Annotated in this window: 16 protein-coding genes; 4 read left to right on the top strand and 12 right to left on the bottom strand. The window is 67.2% G+C overall.

Features of this window, described 5'->3' with window-relative positions; genetic code table 11:
* Positions 1 to 20 precede the first annotated feature (20 nt).
* Both sucD and mdh read right to left on the bottom strand, forming a co-directional pair.
* The gene (sucD, locus tag OMW55_RS11185) at positions 21 to 905 is read right to left on the bottom strand and encodes a succinate--CoA ligase subunit alpha (protein ID WP_264883184.1); all 885 of its coding nucleotides are present in this window, start codon (positions 903 to 905) and stop codon (positions 21 to 23) included.
* Positions 902 to 1,867, bottom strand: coding sequence for a malate dehydrogenase (gene mdh / locus OMW55_RS11180; protein ID WP_264883182.1), 966 nt, complete (start codon positions 1,865 to 1,867; stop codon positions 902 to 904). The genes sucD and mdh overlap by 4 nt, the downstream gene beginning before the upstream one ends.
* 170 nt (positions 1,868 to 2,037) lie before the next feature.
* On the opposite strand from mdh, the gene OMW55_RS11175 reads away from it, so the two are divergent.
* Positions 2,038 to 2,406: a hypothetical protein gene (locus OMW55_RS11175; RefSeq protein WP_264883180.1), complete on the top strand. Its 369-nt coding sequence runs from the start codon at positions 2,038 to 2,040 to the stop codon at positions 2,404 to 2,406.
* A gap of 51 nt (positions 2,407 to 2,457) precedes the next feature.
* On the opposite strand, the gene OMW55_RS11170 is transcribed toward OMW55_RS11175, so the two are convergent.
* The 7 genes from OMW55_RS11170 to OMW55_RS11140 all read right to left on the bottom strand — a co-directional run bounded on the left by OMW55_RS11170 (position 2,458) and on the right by OMW55_RS11140 (position 10,110).
* Entirely contained in the window at positions 2,458 to 3,891 is a 1,434-nt protein-coding gene (locus OMW55_RS11170; protein ID WP_264883178.1) for a M20/M25/M40 family metallo-hydrolase, read from the bottom strand.
* Between the two features lie 10 nt (positions 3,892 to 3,901).
* Positions 3,902 to 5,011, bottom strand: coding sequence for a cell division protein ZapE (gene zapE, locus OMW55_RS11165; protein WP_264883176.1), 1,110 nt, complete (start codon positions 5,009 to 5,011; stop codon positions 3,902 to 3,904).
* Entirely contained in the window at positions 5,008 to 5,475 is a 468-nt protein-coding gene (locus OMW55_RS11160) for a PaaI family thioesterase (RefSeq protein WP_264883175.1), read from the bottom strand. Before OMW55_RS11160 ends, zapE begins: the two co-directional genes overlap by 4 nt.
* A gap of 143 nt (positions 5,476 to 5,618) precedes the next feature.
* Positions 5,619 to 6,404, bottom strand: a complete 786-nt coding sequence (locus OMW55_RS11155) for a succinate dehydrogenase iron-sulfur subunit (protein WP_264883174.1) — start codon at positions 6,402 to 6,404, stop codon at positions 5,619 to 5,621.
* A 71-nt stretch (positions 6,405 to 6,475) separates the two neighbouring features.
* Entirely contained in the window at positions 6,476 to 6,943 is a 468-nt protein-coding gene (locus tag OMW55_RS11150; protein ID WP_264883173.1) for an MgtC/SapB family protein, read from the bottom strand.
* Between the two features lie 24 nt (positions 6,944 to 6,967).
* Positions 6,968 to 7,423 (bottom strand): peroxiredoxin, encoded by a 456-nt coding sequence (locus OMW55_RS11145; protein ID WP_264883172.1) that lies wholly within the window; start codon positions 7,421 to 7,423, stop codon positions 6,968 to 6,970.
* The gene (locus OMW55_RS11140; protein ID WP_264883170.1) at positions 7,420 to 10,110 is read right to left on the bottom strand and encodes a bifunctional [glutamine synthetase] adenylyltransferase/[glutamine synthetase]-adenylyl-L-tyrosine phosphorylase; all 2,691 of its coding nucleotides are present in this window, start codon (positions 10,108 to 10,110) and stop codon (positions 7,420 to 7,422) included. The genes OMW55_RS11145 and OMW55_RS11140 overlap by 4 nt, the downstream gene beginning before the upstream one ends.
* Positions 10,111 to 10,226: 116 nt before the next feature.
* Here OMW55_RS11140 and OMW55_RS11135 point away from each other — a divergent pair, with 116 nt between their 5' ends.
* On the top strand, positions 10,227 to 10,364 hold the full coding sequence (locus OMW55_RS11135) for a hypothetical protein (protein WP_264883169.1): 138 nt from the start codon (positions 10,227 to 10,229) through the stop codon (positions 10,362 to 10,364).
* Positions 10,365 to 10,426: 62 nt separating this feature from the next.
* On the opposite strand, the gene OMW55_RS11130 is transcribed toward OMW55_RS11135, so the two are convergent.
* The 3 genes from OMW55_RS11130 to OMW55_RS11120 all read right to left on the bottom strand — a co-directional run bounded on the left by OMW55_RS11130 (position 10,427) and on the right by OMW55_RS11120 (position 12,161).
* Positions 10,427 to 11,038: a sigma-70 family RNA polymerase sigma factor gene (locus OMW55_RS11130; RefSeq protein ID WP_264883989.1), complete on the bottom strand. Its 612-nt coding sequence runs from the start codon at positions 11,036 to 11,038 to the stop codon at positions 10,427 to 10,429.
* Between the two features lie 112 nt (positions 11,039 to 11,150).
* Complete coding sequence (locus tag OMW55_RS11125; RefSeq protein WP_264883168.1) at positions 11,151 to 11,291, bottom strand: hypothetical protein; 141 nt, start codon at positions 11,289 to 11,291, stop codon at positions 11,151 to 11,153.
* A 69-nt stretch (positions 11,292 to 11,360) separates the two neighbouring features.
* Complete coding sequence (locus OMW55_RS11120) at positions 11,361 to 12,161, bottom strand: response regulator (RefSeq protein ID WP_264883166.1); 801 nt, start codon at positions 12,159 to 12,161, stop codon at positions 11,361 to 11,363.
* A 265-nt stretch (positions 12,162 to 12,426) separates the two neighbouring features.
* On the opposite strand from OMW55_RS11120, the gene OMW55_RS11115 reads away from it, so the two are divergent.
* On the top strand, positions 12,427 to 12,621 hold the full coding sequence (locus OMW55_RS11115; protein WP_264883164.1) for a NepR family anti-sigma factor: 195 nt from the start codon (positions 12,427 to 12,429) through the stop codon (positions 12,619 to 12,621).
* A gap of 27 nt (positions 12,622 to 12,648) precedes the next feature.
* Complete coding sequence (locus OMW55_RS11110; protein ID WP_264883162.1) at positions 12,649 to 14,211, top strand: sensor histidine kinase; 1,563 nt, start codon at positions 12,649 to 12,651, stop codon at positions 14,209 to 14,211.
* The last annotated feature ends 42 nt before the right edge of the window (positions 14,212 to 14,253 follow it).

The following is a 14,253-nucleotide window of genomic DNA, read 5'->3' as shown; positions in this document are numbered from 1 at the left end:
CCGACCTTGGTCGGGGGTGATCAGCCGTTCAGGAGCTCTTTTAGCGTCTTTCCAAGCTCAGATGGGCTCGGAGACACCTTAATGCCAGCCGCTTCCATTGCGGCGATCTTGGATTCCGCGTCACCCTTGCCGCCGGACACGATCGCGCCGGCATGACCCATGCGCCGGCCCGGGGGCGCGGTGCGGCCGGCGATGAAGCCGACAGTTGGTTTGGAACGGCCGCGCTTCGCCTCGTCGGCGAGGAACTGCGCCGCGTCCTCCTCGGCCGAGCCGCCAATCTCGCCGATCATGATGATCGACTTGGTCTCGTCGTCCGCCAGAAACAGCTCCAGCATGTCAATGAACTCGGTGCCCTTAACCGGGTCACCGCCAATGCCAACGGCGGTGGTCTGGCCCAGACCCTCGTTGGTGGTCTGGAACACCGCCTCATAGGTCAGCGTGCCGGAGCGGCTGACCACGCCGACGCTGCCTTTTTTGAAGATATTGCCCGGCATAATGCCGATCTTGCACTCGTCGGGCGTCAGCACGCCCGGGCAGTTCGGACCGATCAGCCGCGACTTGGAGCCGTCGAGAGCGCGCTTCACCTTGACCATGTCGAGCACCGGGATGCCCTCCGTGATGCAGACGATCAGCGGCACCCGGGCGTCGATCGCCTCCAGGATCGAGTCCGCGGCGAAGGGCGGCGGCACGTAGATGACGGACGCGTCGGCGCCGGTCTTGGCGACCGCTTCCTCGACCGTGTCGAACACCGGCAGGTCGATGTGGGTCGTGCCGCCCTTACCGGGAGTCACGCCGCCGACCATCTGCGTGCCGTAGGCGAGCGCCTGCTGCGTGTGGAAGGTGCCGGTCTCGCCGGTCATGCCCTGCGTGATGACCTTGGTGTTCCGATTGACGAGGATGCTCACTTGGCGAGGCTCCCGTCGATCTGCTTGCAGGCGTCGAGCAGTTCCTTGACCGCGTCCACGCTGACCTGAAGGTTCTGTTTGGCTTCGTCATCGAGCGCGATCTCGATGATCTCCTCGGCGCCGCCGGCACCGATCACCACCGGCACGCCGACGTACAGGCCGTCGAGGCCGTACTTGCCCTCGACATAGACGGCGCAGGGCAGGATGCGTTTCTGGTCGCCGAGGTAGGCTTCCGCCATCGCGATGGCGCTGGTCGCCGGCGCGTAATAGGCCGAGCCGGTCTTCAAGAGCGCGACGATCTCGCCGCCGCCGCCGCGGGTGCGCTTCACGATCTCGTCGATGCGCTCCTTGGACGATTTGCCCATCTTCACAAGGTCGTCGACCGGAATGCCGCTGATCGTGGTGTAGCTGGTGACGGGAACCATGGTATCGCCGTGGCCGCCCAGCACGAAAGCGTTGACGTCGCGAACGCTGACCTTGAACTCCTCCGCGAGGAAGTGCGCGAAGCGAGCGCTGTCGAGCACGCCGGCCATTCCGACCACCTTGTTGTGCGGCAGGCCGGAGAACTCGCGCAGGGCCCAGACCATCGCGTCCAGCGGGTTGGTGATGCAGATCACGAACGCGTCCGGCGCATTGTCGCGGATGCCCTCGCCGACCGCCTTCATCACCTTGAGGTTGATACCGATGAGGTCATCGCGGCTCATGCCCGGCTTGCGGGCGACGCCGGCAGTGACGATGATCACGTCCGCGCCGCGAATGTCGGCATAGTCGTTGGAGCCGGTGACCCTGGCGTCGAAGCCCTCGATCGGCCCGCACTGCGACAGGTCCAGCGCCTTGCCCTGCGGAACGCCCTCGACCACGTCGAACAGGACGATATCGCCAAGCTCCTTCTGGGCGGCGAGGTGGGCCAGGGTGCCGCCGATATTGCCGGCGCCGATGAGGGCGATCTTCTTTCGAGCCATTGTCGTGGTGGCCTCTCGTGAAACAAGCGTGTGAGGGGCCGCTCACGGACGGGCGGCCGGTGCGAGTGGGCCTCTAGACCGATGAGGCCGCAGGGGCAACCGCTTGGCACCCCCGTAAGTTGACACAGGCGTTACGGCCCGCTTGCGGGCGCATATCGGAAGGATCGTCGATGAAGCTCATGCTTGCTCTCGCCGGCGCTGGCCTGGCCCTAGCCGCGGCCCCGGCCGCCGCCCAGCACCACCACGCCAACCGCGGCAGCCAAGGCGTCTACAATGAGCGGCATTGCCCGCCCGGCCTCGCCAAGAAGCGCAACGGTTGCCTCCCGCCAGGCCACGCGCGCCGCCTGTCACGCGGTGAGCGCTACGCGTCGAGCTACGGTTACCGCTCGTACAGCTACGATTCGATTCCGTATGACGTCCGGCGGCGGTACGACCTTAATCGCAACTACCGCTATTACTACGACAACAATGGCTACCTCTACGGCGTCGACCCACGCACGCAGGTGGTCCAGCAGATCGTCCAGGCGCTGCTGCGCTAGTCCGGGCAGCAGATGAAGAATGGCCGTCCGGAGCGATCCGGGCGGCCTTTTCTATCTCCCGGCCAGGTCGCGGATCATCGCTTCCCAGTGCAGCACGTCGTCATAGGCCGCGCGCACCGGAATGCGCTCGTCGAGGCCGTGGGCGCGCTCGTCATCGGGGCTGATCCCCCAGCTTCCGTCCACGCCGTAGGTCGGGATGCCCGCCGAGCGGAAGAAGCTGGCGTCGCTGGTGCCGGTCGCCATGTTCGGGATGACCTTCATCGCCGGCCCGTGCAGCTGCCGCACCGCACGCGTGTAGGCGGCGAGCACATCGGGGCGGATTGCGGGCACCGGCGTCGGCTTGCCTATGAAGCTCGGATCGGGCGCGATCTCCACCCCTGAGCCGACGAGCCGCTGCAGTTCGGATTGCACAACCTTCGGCTCGATTCCCGGCATGATCCGGCAGTTGACGGTGGCGCGCGCCATCTGCGGCAGTGCGTTGTCGGCATGGCCGGCGTTGAGCATGGTCGCGACGCATCGAGTGCGCGTCTTGCCGACCTCCAGCTCGCTCGCCTCGATCGCGTCCGCCGCGCCTCCGTCGCGCGGATTGGCTAGCCACCGCCGCATGGCATCGCCCAGGGGCCCCTTCTCGTCCTGCTGGCGCGACTGGAAGTAAGCGCGGGTGACGTCGTTCAGCTGCGGCTCGAACCAATAACCCTCCAGCTTCTTCAGGGCATCGGCAAGCTGGTAGATCGCGTTGTCGGGCCGCGGGCGGGAACTGTGGCCGCCACGATTGCGAACGGTGAAGAAGTAGGTCTGGTAGGTCTTCTCCGCCGCGTCGAGCGCATAGCCGAGCGGCCGCCCGGCCTTGTCGAACGCACCGCCGCCACCATCGGCGTTGAGCGCGAAGTCGGCATCCAGTCGGCTCTTCCACTCCGTCGAGCCCAGCAGCGCGCCGTTCTGCATCGTCTCCTCGTCACCGGTGAAGAACAGCACGATGTCGCGCTTCGGGCGAAACCCGGCTGCCTTGAGCTTGGCCAGCGCCAGCGTTGTGCCAACGATGCCGTTCTTCATGTCGGACGTGCCGCGGCCGTAGAAGTAGCCGTCCTGCTCCAGAAACTTGAACGGATCGTTCCGCCAGTCCTCCCGCTTGGCCTCGACCACGTCCATGTGGCCGATGATCATCATCGGCCTGGCCGCGGCACGTTCGGCCTTCCAGCGGAACAGCAAGGCCGCGGTCTTGTCGCCCGGCAAACCTTCGTAAGGCAGGAGCTGGACGGAGTCGGCCGGAAAGCCCGCCGCACGCAGCTGCTCCGCGACCAGCTCCGCCATCTTGGGCACCTGCCCTCTTTGGACCACGGACGGGATCTCGACCGCCTGCTGCAGGAAACTGCGCACCTTGGCCTGCCAGGCGGGGTCGAGCTTGCTGGGCTGACTGACGGGGTTGGCGGCGAGCGCGGGCGTTGCAGTGGCGGCGAGTAGCAGCGAAGCGATGAGGTGACGCATGGGCGCGACGCTATGCGGTGCCGTGACCCTCGGCAAGGTAGTCGGCGCTGCGCATCTCCTCCAGCCGACTGACCGTGCGCCCGAACTCGAACGCGCCGGTGCCGGCCGGGTAGAGCTCGGCGGGCTCCGCATCGGCGGCGGCGAGCAGCTTAACCTTGTGCTCGTACAGCGCGTCGATCAGCGTCACGAAGCGCGCCGCCTCGTTGCGGTTCTCCGGGCCCATCACCGGGATCCCGACGATGATCACCGTGTGGAAGCGCTGGGCGATGGCAAGATAGTCGGCCGCGCCGCGCGCCTCCCCGCACAGCCGCTTGAACGAGAACACCGCCACGCCCTTCAGGCTCTTGGGCACGTGCAGCGTGCGCCCGCCGCCGACGTCCAGTTCCTCGGTCGGGACCTTGGCGCGGTCCTCGACCGGATAGTCGGTCAGCTTGAAGAAGGCCTCACTGAGCGCGGCGGTCGCGGCCGGGCCGTTGGGCACGTGCCAGGTCTGGACGCCGGTCAGCCGATCCAGCCGGTAATCGGTCCCGCCGTTGACCTCGATCACTTGCATCCGCTGCCCGATAAGGTCGATGAACGGCAAGAACAGCTCGCGGTTGAGGCCATCCTTGTAGAGATCGCTGGGCGGTCGGTTCGACGTGGTGACCACCGCCACGCCCTCGTCCAGCAAGGCAGTGAACAGACGCGACAGGATCATGGCGTCGGCCGTGTTGTTGATCACCATCTCGTCGAAGCAGAGCAGCTTCGCTTCGTCGGCGATGCTGGCCGCGACGGGCGGGATCGGGTCGCCGGGGTGCTCGGTCCGGGCACGGCGCAGCCGTTGGTGGACATCGAGCATGAAGGCATGGAAATGGACCCGGCGCCGGGGCTGCACGGGCATGTGGTCGAAGGCGAGGTCCATCAGCATGGACTTGCCGCGCCCCACCCCGCCCCACAGGTAGACGCCACACGGCCGCGGCTGCTTGCGGGCGAGCAGGCGGGACAGCAAGCCGGGAGCCGGAGCGCCCAGATCGCCGGCCAGCCGGTCGAGCGCCGCCACCGCCCGCTGCTGGTCGCCGTCCGCCCGGAGCTCGCCGTCATTCAGCAGCTGCCCATAGGCGGCCGCGACCGGGCCGCTCATGTGCGGTCGCGTAAGCGCTTCAGCGTGCCGGTGAAGCTGTAGCAGGCTTGGCCCTCCTGCCGGACCACGCCTTGCAGGAACGCCAGGCTGCGCGTCTGCCGGATCAGCTCGACATGGCAGTCGAGCGGCTTGCCGGCCTCGCCGCGCGCCAAGAAATGGGTGGTGAGGTCCAGCGTCACGTAGTGCGCGGGGGCCATGCCGGCGCAGCGCCCGCCACCGAACAGCGCCATGTCGATGAAGCTCATCACCATGCCGCCGTGCAGGCTGCCGCCGAGGTTGAGGTGCTTCTCCGTCGGGAACATGCGCACCACGGCATGGCCGTCGCCGTCGGGGCGGAAGATCATCTTGCCGACCTGCGCCGCGAAACTGTCGGGCGGCAAGTCGACCCAACTGTACCAGCCGGGATGCTCAGGGTCCTCGCGCGCGCCCGAGGGGCGGTTGGGCAGGTCTTCGGGTGCGTCCATGCTGCGGTGCGATACGAAAGAGCCGGCGCGGAGTAAATCCGCGTCGGTCCTGTCAGTTGCGCAGCAGGCCCCCGCTGCTCGCGCGCTCTTCGCGCTGCTTCGGCCACGCATGCTGCGCCGGCGAAGTTGCGCTCAGGCCTTCGCTAGGCCGCGCGCTCCGCGATCATCTTCTTGGTTTCGGCGATCGCCTTGGCCGGGTTGAGGCCCTTGGGGCAGACATTCGCGCAGTTCATAATGGTGTGGCAGCGGTACAACCGGAACGGATCCTCCAGCTGATCCAGCCGCTCGCCGGTCATCTCGTCACGGCTGTCGGCCAGCCAGCGATAGGCCTGGAGCAGGATGGCCGGGCCAAGGAAGCGGTCACCGTTCCACCAGTAGCTCGGGCAGCTGGTCGAGCAGCAGAAGCACAGGATGCACTCGTACAGCCCATTCAGGTGCTCGCGATCTTCCGGCGACTGCAGCCGCTCCTTGCCGCTCGGGTCCGGGGTCGCGGTCTTCAGCCACGGCTGGATGGAGGCATATTGCGCGTAGAGGTGCGTGAAGTCGGGTACGAGGTCCTTGACCACGTCGCAGTGCGGCAGCGGGGTGATGCGCACCTCGCCCTTAACGTCCTCGATCGCCGTGGTGCAGGCCAGGCCGTTGCGGCCCCCGATGTTCATCGAGCAGCTGCCGCAGATGCCCTCGCGGCACGAGCGGCGGAAGGTCAGGCTGGGGTCGACCTCGTTCTTGATCTTGATCAGCGCGTCCAGCACCATCGGGCCACACTCGTCGAGGTTAAGCTCGTAGGTGTCGTAGCGCGGGTTCTGGCCGGTGTCGGGGTCGTAGCGGTAGACCTTGAACGACTTGGTCCGCCCGGCCTTGCCCTCGACCTTGTAGGCCTTGCCTTTCTTGCTGATGACGCTGTTCTTCGGAAGCGTGAACTCGGCCATGAAACCCTCTTGTGCTTGGAGGGCGATCTAGGCGCGCGGCGCCCAGAAGAAAAGCCCACTGGCCCATGGACCTACTCGGAGGTGGAAGGCTGGTCGCTGTCCTGCTCGACAATGCGTTTCAAGGGCGCCAGCAGATAGAGGGTAAAGAAAGTGGCGATCGTGAGCATGACCGCGACGTCAACCGCTCCCAGCCCCACCGCCACCCCGATCGCGCCGGTGACCCACAGGCTGGCGGCGGTGGCGGTGCCCTTGACGCTATCCTTCACCTTGAGGATCGCGCCGCCGCCGATGAAGCCCATGCCGGTGATCAGGCCTTCCACCACCCGCGCCAGCGCTTCGGGCTGCTCGCCGACGACCCCCTCTGCGGCCTGGATAAAGCCGCAGCTGGCGACCGCCACCAGCGGAAAGGTACGCAGGCCGGCACTGCGCTCCTCCCGTTCCCGGTTCCAGCCGATCGGCAGGGCCAGCGCATAGGCCACCGCCAGAGCGACCAGATGCGGCAGGATGTCGAAGTGGTCGGCGCCGAACAGGTCCGTCATGCGACCGTAACAATCTGGTCCCGCTTAGGCTCCCTGCACCGCCTTCAGCACCTCGGCGGCGTGACCCGGCACCTTCACCTTGCGCCAGGCGCGCAGCACGACCCCGTCCGCGCCGATCAGGAAGGTCGAGCGCTCCATGCCCATGTACTTGCGACCATACATCGACTTTTCGACCCAGGTGCCGAACGCCTCGCTCAGCGCACCGTCATCCGTGGCAAGCGGCACCTGGAGGTCGTACTTGGCGATGAACTTGGCGTGGCTCTTGTCGCTGTCGCGCGAGACACCGATTACCCGGGCGCCGGCGGCCGCGAACTCGCTGGCTAGCGCAGTGAAGTCCTGCGCCTCGCGGGTGCAGCCCGAGGTGTCGTCCTTGGGGTAGAAGTAGAGCACCGTCGGCGCTCCCGGCGCCGCAAGGTCAACGCTGCTGCCGTCCGTGGCAGTCACCGTCAGCGCTGGCGCCTGCTGTCCCTGGTCGATCATCGTCCCTCCTTTACCCTGTCCCACAAAGCGGCGATCCTCTGCCGCGCCGCATCCATTGCCGCAACAAGGGCCGGCCAGTCACTCTGGCCGCACAGCCGGGCCAGTAGCCCCTGCGTCGGCTCCGTCAGCTTGACCTCGCCGGGCGCAAGAAGGCGGAGGCAGACCAGCACCCGCGACAGCAGCCGCAGGTCGGCGTCGGCCTGAGCTGCGTCGACGAGGCCGGCGCGGCCCAGTTCGGCAAGGGCGACCTCCAGCCGGGGGTCGAGGCCTGCGCCGGTCGTCAGCTGCAGCGTGTGCACCGCAAACTCCAGATCCACCAGCCCGCCCGAGCCGAGCTTGATGTCCAGCGGGCCGAGCGCCGGCTTGTGCCGGGCCATCTCCGCCCGCATGGACGCGGCGTCGGCGCGCACCTTGGCCGGGTCGGCCCGGCTGCCGAGGATATCGCGGATCAGTGCCGCCACCCGTTCCTTCATCGCGGCGGACCCGGTCAGCGGCCGGGCGCGGCACAGGGCCATATGCTCCCAGGTCCAAGCCTCATTCCTCTGGTAGGCGACAAAGCCGTCGAGGCTGACCGCCAGCATGCCCTGCTCCCCTTGCGGCCGGAGCCTTGTATCCAGCTCGTATAGCGGTCCGGCGGCAGTGGGCACGCTCAGCGCGGCGATGATCCGGCGCGCCAGACGGTTGTAGTAATCGGCCGGCGACAGTGGCTTGGCCCCGTCGCTTCGGGCGTCGGGCGGCCCGTCGTAGATGAAGATGAGGTCGAGGTCCGATGCATGGGTCAGCGCCCTCCCGCCCAGCCGGCCCAGCGCCAGCACGATCAGCTCGCCGCTGGGCATCCGGCCATGGGCCTGCTCGAAATCGGCCTGCGCGACCTCGGCCAACGCCACGACGGCGCCCTCCGCCACGTCGCTGTAGCCTTCGGCAACGGCGATTGGGTCGCGATGGCCGCTGACGAGTTGCACGCCGAGCCCGAACCGCCGCTCGCCGATCAGCGCCCGTGCCCGGTCGAGCGCCTTATCGTAGGGCAGGCCCGCAATGCCGGTGCGGAGCCGCGCTGCGAACTCCCCGGCGGACGGCGGCAAGGCGAAGCTGCTGTCGTCGAGCAGGCCGTCGAGAAGCTCCGGCCGCCGGCCGAGCTGGGCGGCCAGTGTGGGCGCGTGGCTGAGGACGGTGGCGAGCAGGGTGCCGAGTTCCGGCCGGGCCGCGATCAGCCGGAAGAGGTTCACTCCGCTGGACAGCCGCTCGATCAGGTCGGCCAGGCGGTTGAGCGCCGCCGCCGGATCCGGAGCGTCGGCGATGGAGGTAAGGAGGAGCGGCAGCATCGCCTCGAACGCCTCGCGCGCCGCGGTCGAGCGCAGCGCGCGGGCCCGGCCCGAGCGCCACCCGGCGACATGGCGGGCGGGAATGGCCGGCTCCGGGAAGCCCAACTCCCGAAGCTCCTCCTCCAGCACCGTGGGATCGTTGCTGAAGCGTCCGCCACGATCGTCGGCCAGCGCGCCGAACAGTTGCTCGACGACCGTGACGCTTGGCGCGAGCCAGTCGATCAGTTCTTCTCCGCCGCTGAGCCCATGCAGCTCGGCAACCTGGCCGAGCGCCGGGGGCGCGGCCGGTAACAGATGCGTCTGCGCATCGGCGATCATCTGCACCCGGTGCTCCGCCGTACGCAACCGGCGGTAGGCCAGCGCCATCGCCTCCGCATCGCTCCGCAGCAGCTTGCCAGAATCCGCAAGCGCGGCCAGCGCATCAAGGGTGGCGGGTGCCCGCAAGGCCGGCTCCCGCCCGGCATGGATCAGCTGCTGGATCTGCGCAAAGAATTCTACCTCACGAATGCCGCCGCGACCTCGCTTAAGATCATACCCGGGCCCGAAACGCTGGCCCTGGTTATAATGGTCGCGGATGCGGGTGGAGATGGCACGGATCTCGTCCACCACGCCGAAGTCGAGGCTGCGGCGCCATACGAATGGCTGGATTGCGGCCAGGAACTCGCGCCCCAGCTCCGCGTCGCCGGCGCAGGCGCGCGCCCGGATGAACGCCGCGCGCTCCCACGGCAACGCCGAGCTTTCGTAATAGGAGATGGCCGCGCCGATCGGTAGTGCGATCGGAGTCACCTCGGGCGAGGGCCGCAGGCGCAAGTCGACCCGCACGACATAGCCATGCTCGTTGCGATGTTGGAGCAGCTCGATCAGCCGCCGGCCATAGCGCACGGCCGCCTCGCCCGGCTCGTCTCGGCTGCGGCGCGGCAGCGTCGCAGGATCGAACAGCAGGATGAGGTCGACATCCGAGCTGTAGTTGAGCTCCCGGCTGCCAAGCTTTCCCAGCGCAAGGACCGTCAAGCCCGCGAAGGGCTGGTCGCCAGCGCGCTCGACCACCGCCTGGCGCAGGGCTGCGTCAATTGCCGAGTCCGCGAAGTTGGACAGGTGGCCAGTGACCTGCTCCAGCGAGAATTCTCCCGCCAGGTCCCCGAGCGCCACGGCTAGAGCCAGCCGCAGCCGTTGCCGGCGCAGGCGCTCGCCGAGATCGGCCGCGTCGACCGCGAAGGCCGCAGCAACAGCCGCGTCCGATCCGTCGGCCAGAAACCGCTCCGTCACGTCCGGGCACTTGGCGGACGCCTCGCGCAGGAACGGCGAATGGCGGTGGGCCCGCGCCAGCGCGGAGTCGCGTAGTGACTGGGCAGAGTGTAATCCCATGGTCACAGACCCTGCCTGAAAGGTCCTGTTCACGAAACCTGTCCGCTTCCCCGGCGTTCACTACCCAAATGGTTTCCGACCTTTCCAACAAGGCGGCGGGTAGCAGTGAGAGCAGCATGGATCGCCGGATCATCCGAGTCGAGCTGCCACCCGCACATGCCGGAGTGACCGCGGCGCTACGCAAGGCGTTCGCGGCGGTGCCGCATGGCAACGACGATCGCCAGTTCGACGACCTGCTGTCACGATTAGGGTAGCAGCGACGGAGACGTAGCAGGGACCGGCACGACGTTCGCAACGCCGTCCCAGGCTTTCACGATTAGCCGCGTTCCTTGGCGAGCTCGTCCACCTCGCCCATGATCTGGGCTAGTGCCGAGCTATTGGGGTCGGTCTTGTGCTGGCGCCGGCTGGGCAGTTTGCCGCCCGACAGCAGCTGTTCGAGCGCAACCCGGCCACGGGCCACCCGGCTCTTGATCGTGCCGACAGCGCACCCGCAGATCTCGGCTGCTTCCTCGTAAGCAAAGCCGCCGGCGCCGACCAAGATCAACGCCTCGCGCTGGGGCTGCGGCAGGTGCATCAGCGCCCGCTGCATGTCGCCCAGCTCCACGTGACGATCCTGGCTGGCCGGGGCGGCAAGCAGCTTGGACGCGGTCAGTTCGTCCCATTCCCCCTTGAAGCGGGCGCGCCGCATCTGGCTGAGGAACAGATTGCGCAGAATGATGAAAGTCCAGGCGCGCATGTTGGTGCCGGCCTGGAAGCGCTTGCGCGCCGCCCACGCCTTAAGCAGCGTTTCCTGGACGAGGTCGTCGGCAAGGTCGCGGCTGCCCGACAGGGAGCGGCCGAACGCGCGCAGGTGCGGAATGACTTGCGCGAGCTGCTGCTTGAATTCCGGATCCGAGAGCGGAACCGGCTCGGGCCGCGGAGCATCCATGCCCTCGTTATCTGCGTCCTCGACTTCCACGTTCCCCCACTCAACCGGCTCGGCACGGTTCAAGGCCGCACCACCATTAGCATGCATGTTTGTTGATCGCGACTGATACAGATTAGCCGGCGGCCAGCACGATGATCGCGAAGATGATGATCACCAAGCCGAGGCCGCCGAACAGCGCCACGCGTGCCATGTGCGGAGTCGTTCCCGCACGGGCCTCTGTGCCGGTCAGATGGTCCGGCTGCTCTTTTGCCATTGGTTGATTCCCCAGGAAAGTTTGGAAAGCCAACGCAACGGTGGGAACCGAAGTTCCGACGCTTGTCGATTAACCGGCGGGAACCGTGGCCGCATCGAAGAACAATGCCTGGGCGATCGCCGCCTTCACCGTGGCCCGTTGAAATGGCTTGGTGATGAGGAAGGTCGGCTCCGGCCGGGTTCCGGTCAGCAGTCGCTCCGGGAAGGCGGTGATGAAGATCACCGGCACGGCGAACTCGGCCAGGATGTCACGCACGGCGTCGATGCCGCTGCTGTCGTCGGCTAGCTGGATGTCGGCCAGGACCAGCCCGGGCGGATGGGCACGGGCCTGCGCCACCGCCTCGTCGCGGGTCACCGCCACGCCCGTGACGTTGTGGCCGAGGTCGCGGACGATGGTCTCGATGTCCATGGCGATGATCGGCTCGTCCTCGATAATCAGGACGTCGGCATGGGTCTGCCGCTCGATCTCCTCCATGGCCTCGCCGACCAAGTTGTCGACCTCATCCGGGCTGGCGCCGATCAGATAGCCCGCATCGTTGGCGGAGAAGCCTTCCAACGCGGTGAGCAGCAGCGCCTGGCGCGACAAGGGCGTGATGCGGGACAGCCGCGCTTGGGCGATACCTTCCGGATGGGCGAGATCGCCGCCATCGGGGTCGCCTTCCTCGATGTTGGCCGTCGACCAGATCGCGTGAAAGGTCTTGTAAAGGCCGAGCCGCGGTTCGACGTCGCGCGGGAAGCTGTCGGGCGCCGCAACGATCGCCTCCAACGTGGCCCGCACAAACGCATCACCGTGGGTCTGGCTACCTGTCAGGGCGCGGGCGTACCGGCGCAAGAACGGCAGATGCGGCGCGAGTTCCTGGCCAAGCGACATGTCGTATCGTTGCTCCCTAATCCGTTTGTTACGCCCCTATTGGGAGCGGTTGCGCCAATGTGCAACCCTGCCACCCCGGCGCGGAATCTTCGTTGACCGGTCGGAACAAAGCTGCCCCGTTTTGGTTTCCCGGGCGGGTTATCGCATTCGTTTGACGAGTCGGGCACCCGACTTCTAGGGGGCGGGACACCATCCATTGCGCAAATCTAACCAGAGACTAAGCACACTGCGCCAAGCTGAATACGGCGTCACGGGGGACGAGAGGTTGAGTGCCAACGACAAAGCCGATGACCATCGCCCGTCCAAAGGTGCAGGTGAACCGGAGCAAGGCGCGGGCGGCAAGCGCCGGCGCGCGGCTCCGGCGGGCGAACTCAGCAAGGCGCTCCGGTCGGTCTACGACAACACCTTGCGCGAAGACGTTCCCGACGACTTCATGGACCTGCTCGGCAAGCTCAGCTGATCTCCGTTCCTTGGTGGACCTTCCTGCGTGAGCGGCTTGTCGCACTGGTTCGGGCGCCTTTCGACCACCACCAAACTGCTTGTCATCCTGTCTGCGGCGATCCTGCCGCTGGGCCTGGTCCTCGTGTGGGCCGCTACCACCAGCATCAACAGGGCAAACCAGGCGCTGGTGATCAGCGCCGAGGATCGCAGCCGCTCGGCGGGGCGGGCGGTGGAAAGCCTGCTGGCCCGTAACGTGCTCGCCCTGCGAGTGGCGGCCACCGGTGCGCTGCGCGACGGCTCCGGCGATCCCTGCGCCCTTGCACGGCAGTCACTGAGCTCATCCGTCGGTGTGGTTCGCACATTTGCCCTGCAGGACCCGGGCGGTCAGCTCCTTTGCACCGCCGGAACCATCCTGCCGCAGGAAGACCGGATCCTGGTGCCCCCCGGGCAGGTCCGGCTGTGGATCTCCCCCACCGGTAACATGCTTTATTACCGGGTCGGCGTGCCCGGAGGGATCGGCACCGGAACCCTCTCGCGGGAGGAGCTGCGCGATGCGGCCCTCATAAGCAGCAGGACGCTGCGCCAGCTGACGCTCAGCGACGGGCGGACGTCCATGTTGCTGATCGACGAGGCAGGCGCGGTCCAGGCTGCCGACCGTGACCCCAACATGCAGCTGGTCGAGCGCCGCTGGATGATCGGGGGAGGTCAGCTCAGCGCCAGCAGTATCGCGCAAGTGGACCGCATCGGCACCAGCGAGCGGGGCCTCATCCTCCTGCCACTGCTGATGTGGATCGTGGCGACGCTGCTCAGCTGGCTGCTGGTCGGCAGCTTCCTGATCCGGCCGCTCCGCCGCATGCAGCGGGCCATTGGCTCCTACCAGCCAGGCAGCGCAGCGCTGGAACTGCCGGAACGCCTTGGCTCCGCCACGGAAATTCGCGAGCTCGGCCAGAGCTTTTCCCGGGCGGTGGAGCGGATCGAGGAGTCGGAACGAGACATGGCGGTGGCGCTGGAGGGACAGCGGCGGCTGGTTCGCGAGGTACACCACCGGGTCAAGAACAACCTCCAGGTGATCGCCTCGCTGCTAAACATCCACAGCCGTCTGACGGCGGCACCGGAAGCGCGGAATGCCTATGCGTCAATCGGCCGGCGCGTCGATGCGCTCGCCGTGGTCCACCGCAACCATTATGCCGAGCTCGAGGAAAACCGCGGCATTTCGCTCCGCCCGCTGATCAGCGAACTGGCGGCGAGCCTGCGCAGCAGCGCTCCGGACACCGCCCGCCGCTTCAACATCGACCTGGAACTCGACAGCCTCAACACCACGCAGGACGCGGCGGTGGCGGTGGCCTTCTTCACCACGGAAGTGGTCGAATGCGCCATGCTCGGGCATCCCGAGGACGCAATCCGGCTGACCCTGTCGCGGATCGACGACGTCCGCGCCCGCTACACGATCACCGCTGCCATGTTGCAACCGGACACGTTGGGCGAGCGGCCGCAGTTCGAGCGGATCATAACCGGCCTCGCCAAGCAGTTGCGCTCACCGCTGGAGCGCGAAATGGGCAGCTACAGCGTGATCCTACCGGTGTTTCCGTCGCGGTCGGAAAAAAACTGAAAAAATCCATGGGTAGCCGGAACCCCTTACCGGCCTCGACGT

Origin of the sequence: Sphingomonas arvum, from assembly GCF_026013565.1 — a bacterium.
Classification (GTDB): Bacteria; Pseudomonadota; Alphaproteobacteria; order Sphingomonadales; family Sphingomonadaceae; genus Sphingomicrobium; species Sphingomicrobium arvum.
Note: the sequence above shows the minus strand (reverse complement) of the source record. Positions and strands in the feature narration are given on the sequence as shown.

Coding starts and splice junctions, on each gene's coding strand:
- mdh (WP_264883182.1), bottom strand. CDS start 1,867: ATGGCTCGAAAGAAGATCGCCCTCATCGGCGCCGGCAATATCGGCGGC.
- OMW55_RS11175 (WP_264883180.1), top strand. CDS start 2,038: ATGAAGCTCATGCTTGCTCTCGCCGGCGCTGGCCTGGCCCTAGCCGCG.
- OMW55_RS11170 (WP_264883178.1), bottom strand. CDS start 3,891: ATGCGTCACCTCATCGCTTCGCTGCTACTCGCCGCCACTGCAACGCCC.
- zapE (WP_264883176.1), bottom strand. CDS start 5,011: ATGAGCGGCCCGGTCGCGGCCGCCTATGGGCAGCTGCTGAATGACGGC.
- OMW55_RS11160 (WP_264883175.1), bottom strand. CDS start 5,475: ATGGACGCACCCGAAGACCTGCCCAACCGCCCCTCGGGCGCGCGCGAG.
- OMW55_RS11155 (WP_264883174.1), bottom strand. CDS start 6,404: ATGGCCGAGTTCACGCTTCCGAAGAACAGCGTCATCAGCAAGAAAGGC.
- OMW55_RS11150 (WP_264883173.1), bottom strand. CDS start 6,943: ATGACGGACCTGTTCGGCGCCGACCACTTCGACATCCTGCCGCATCTG.
- OMW55_RS11145 (WP_264883172.1), bottom strand. CDS start 7,423: ATGATCGACCAGGGACAGCAGGCGCCAGCGCTGACGGTGACTGCCACG.
- OMW55_RS11140 (WP_264883170.1), bottom strand. CDS start 10,110: ATGGGATTACACTCTGCCCAGTCACTACGCGACTCCGCGCTGGCGCGG.
- OMW55_RS11135 (WP_264883169.1), top strand. CDS start 10,227: ATGGATCGCCGGATCATCCGAGTCGAGCTGCCACCCGCACATGCCGGA.
- OMW55_RS11130 (WP_264883989.1), bottom strand. CDS start 11,038: ATGGATGCTCCGCGGCCCGAGCCGGTTCCGCTCTCGGATCCGGAATTC.
- OMW55_RS11125 (WP_264883168.1), bottom strand. CDS start 11,291: ATGGCAAAAGAGCAGCCGGACCATCTGACCGGCACAGAGGCCCGTGCG.
- OMW55_RS11120 (WP_264883166.1), bottom strand. CDS start 12,161: ATGTCGCTTGGCCAGGAACTCGCGCCGCATCTGCCGTTCTTGCGCCGG.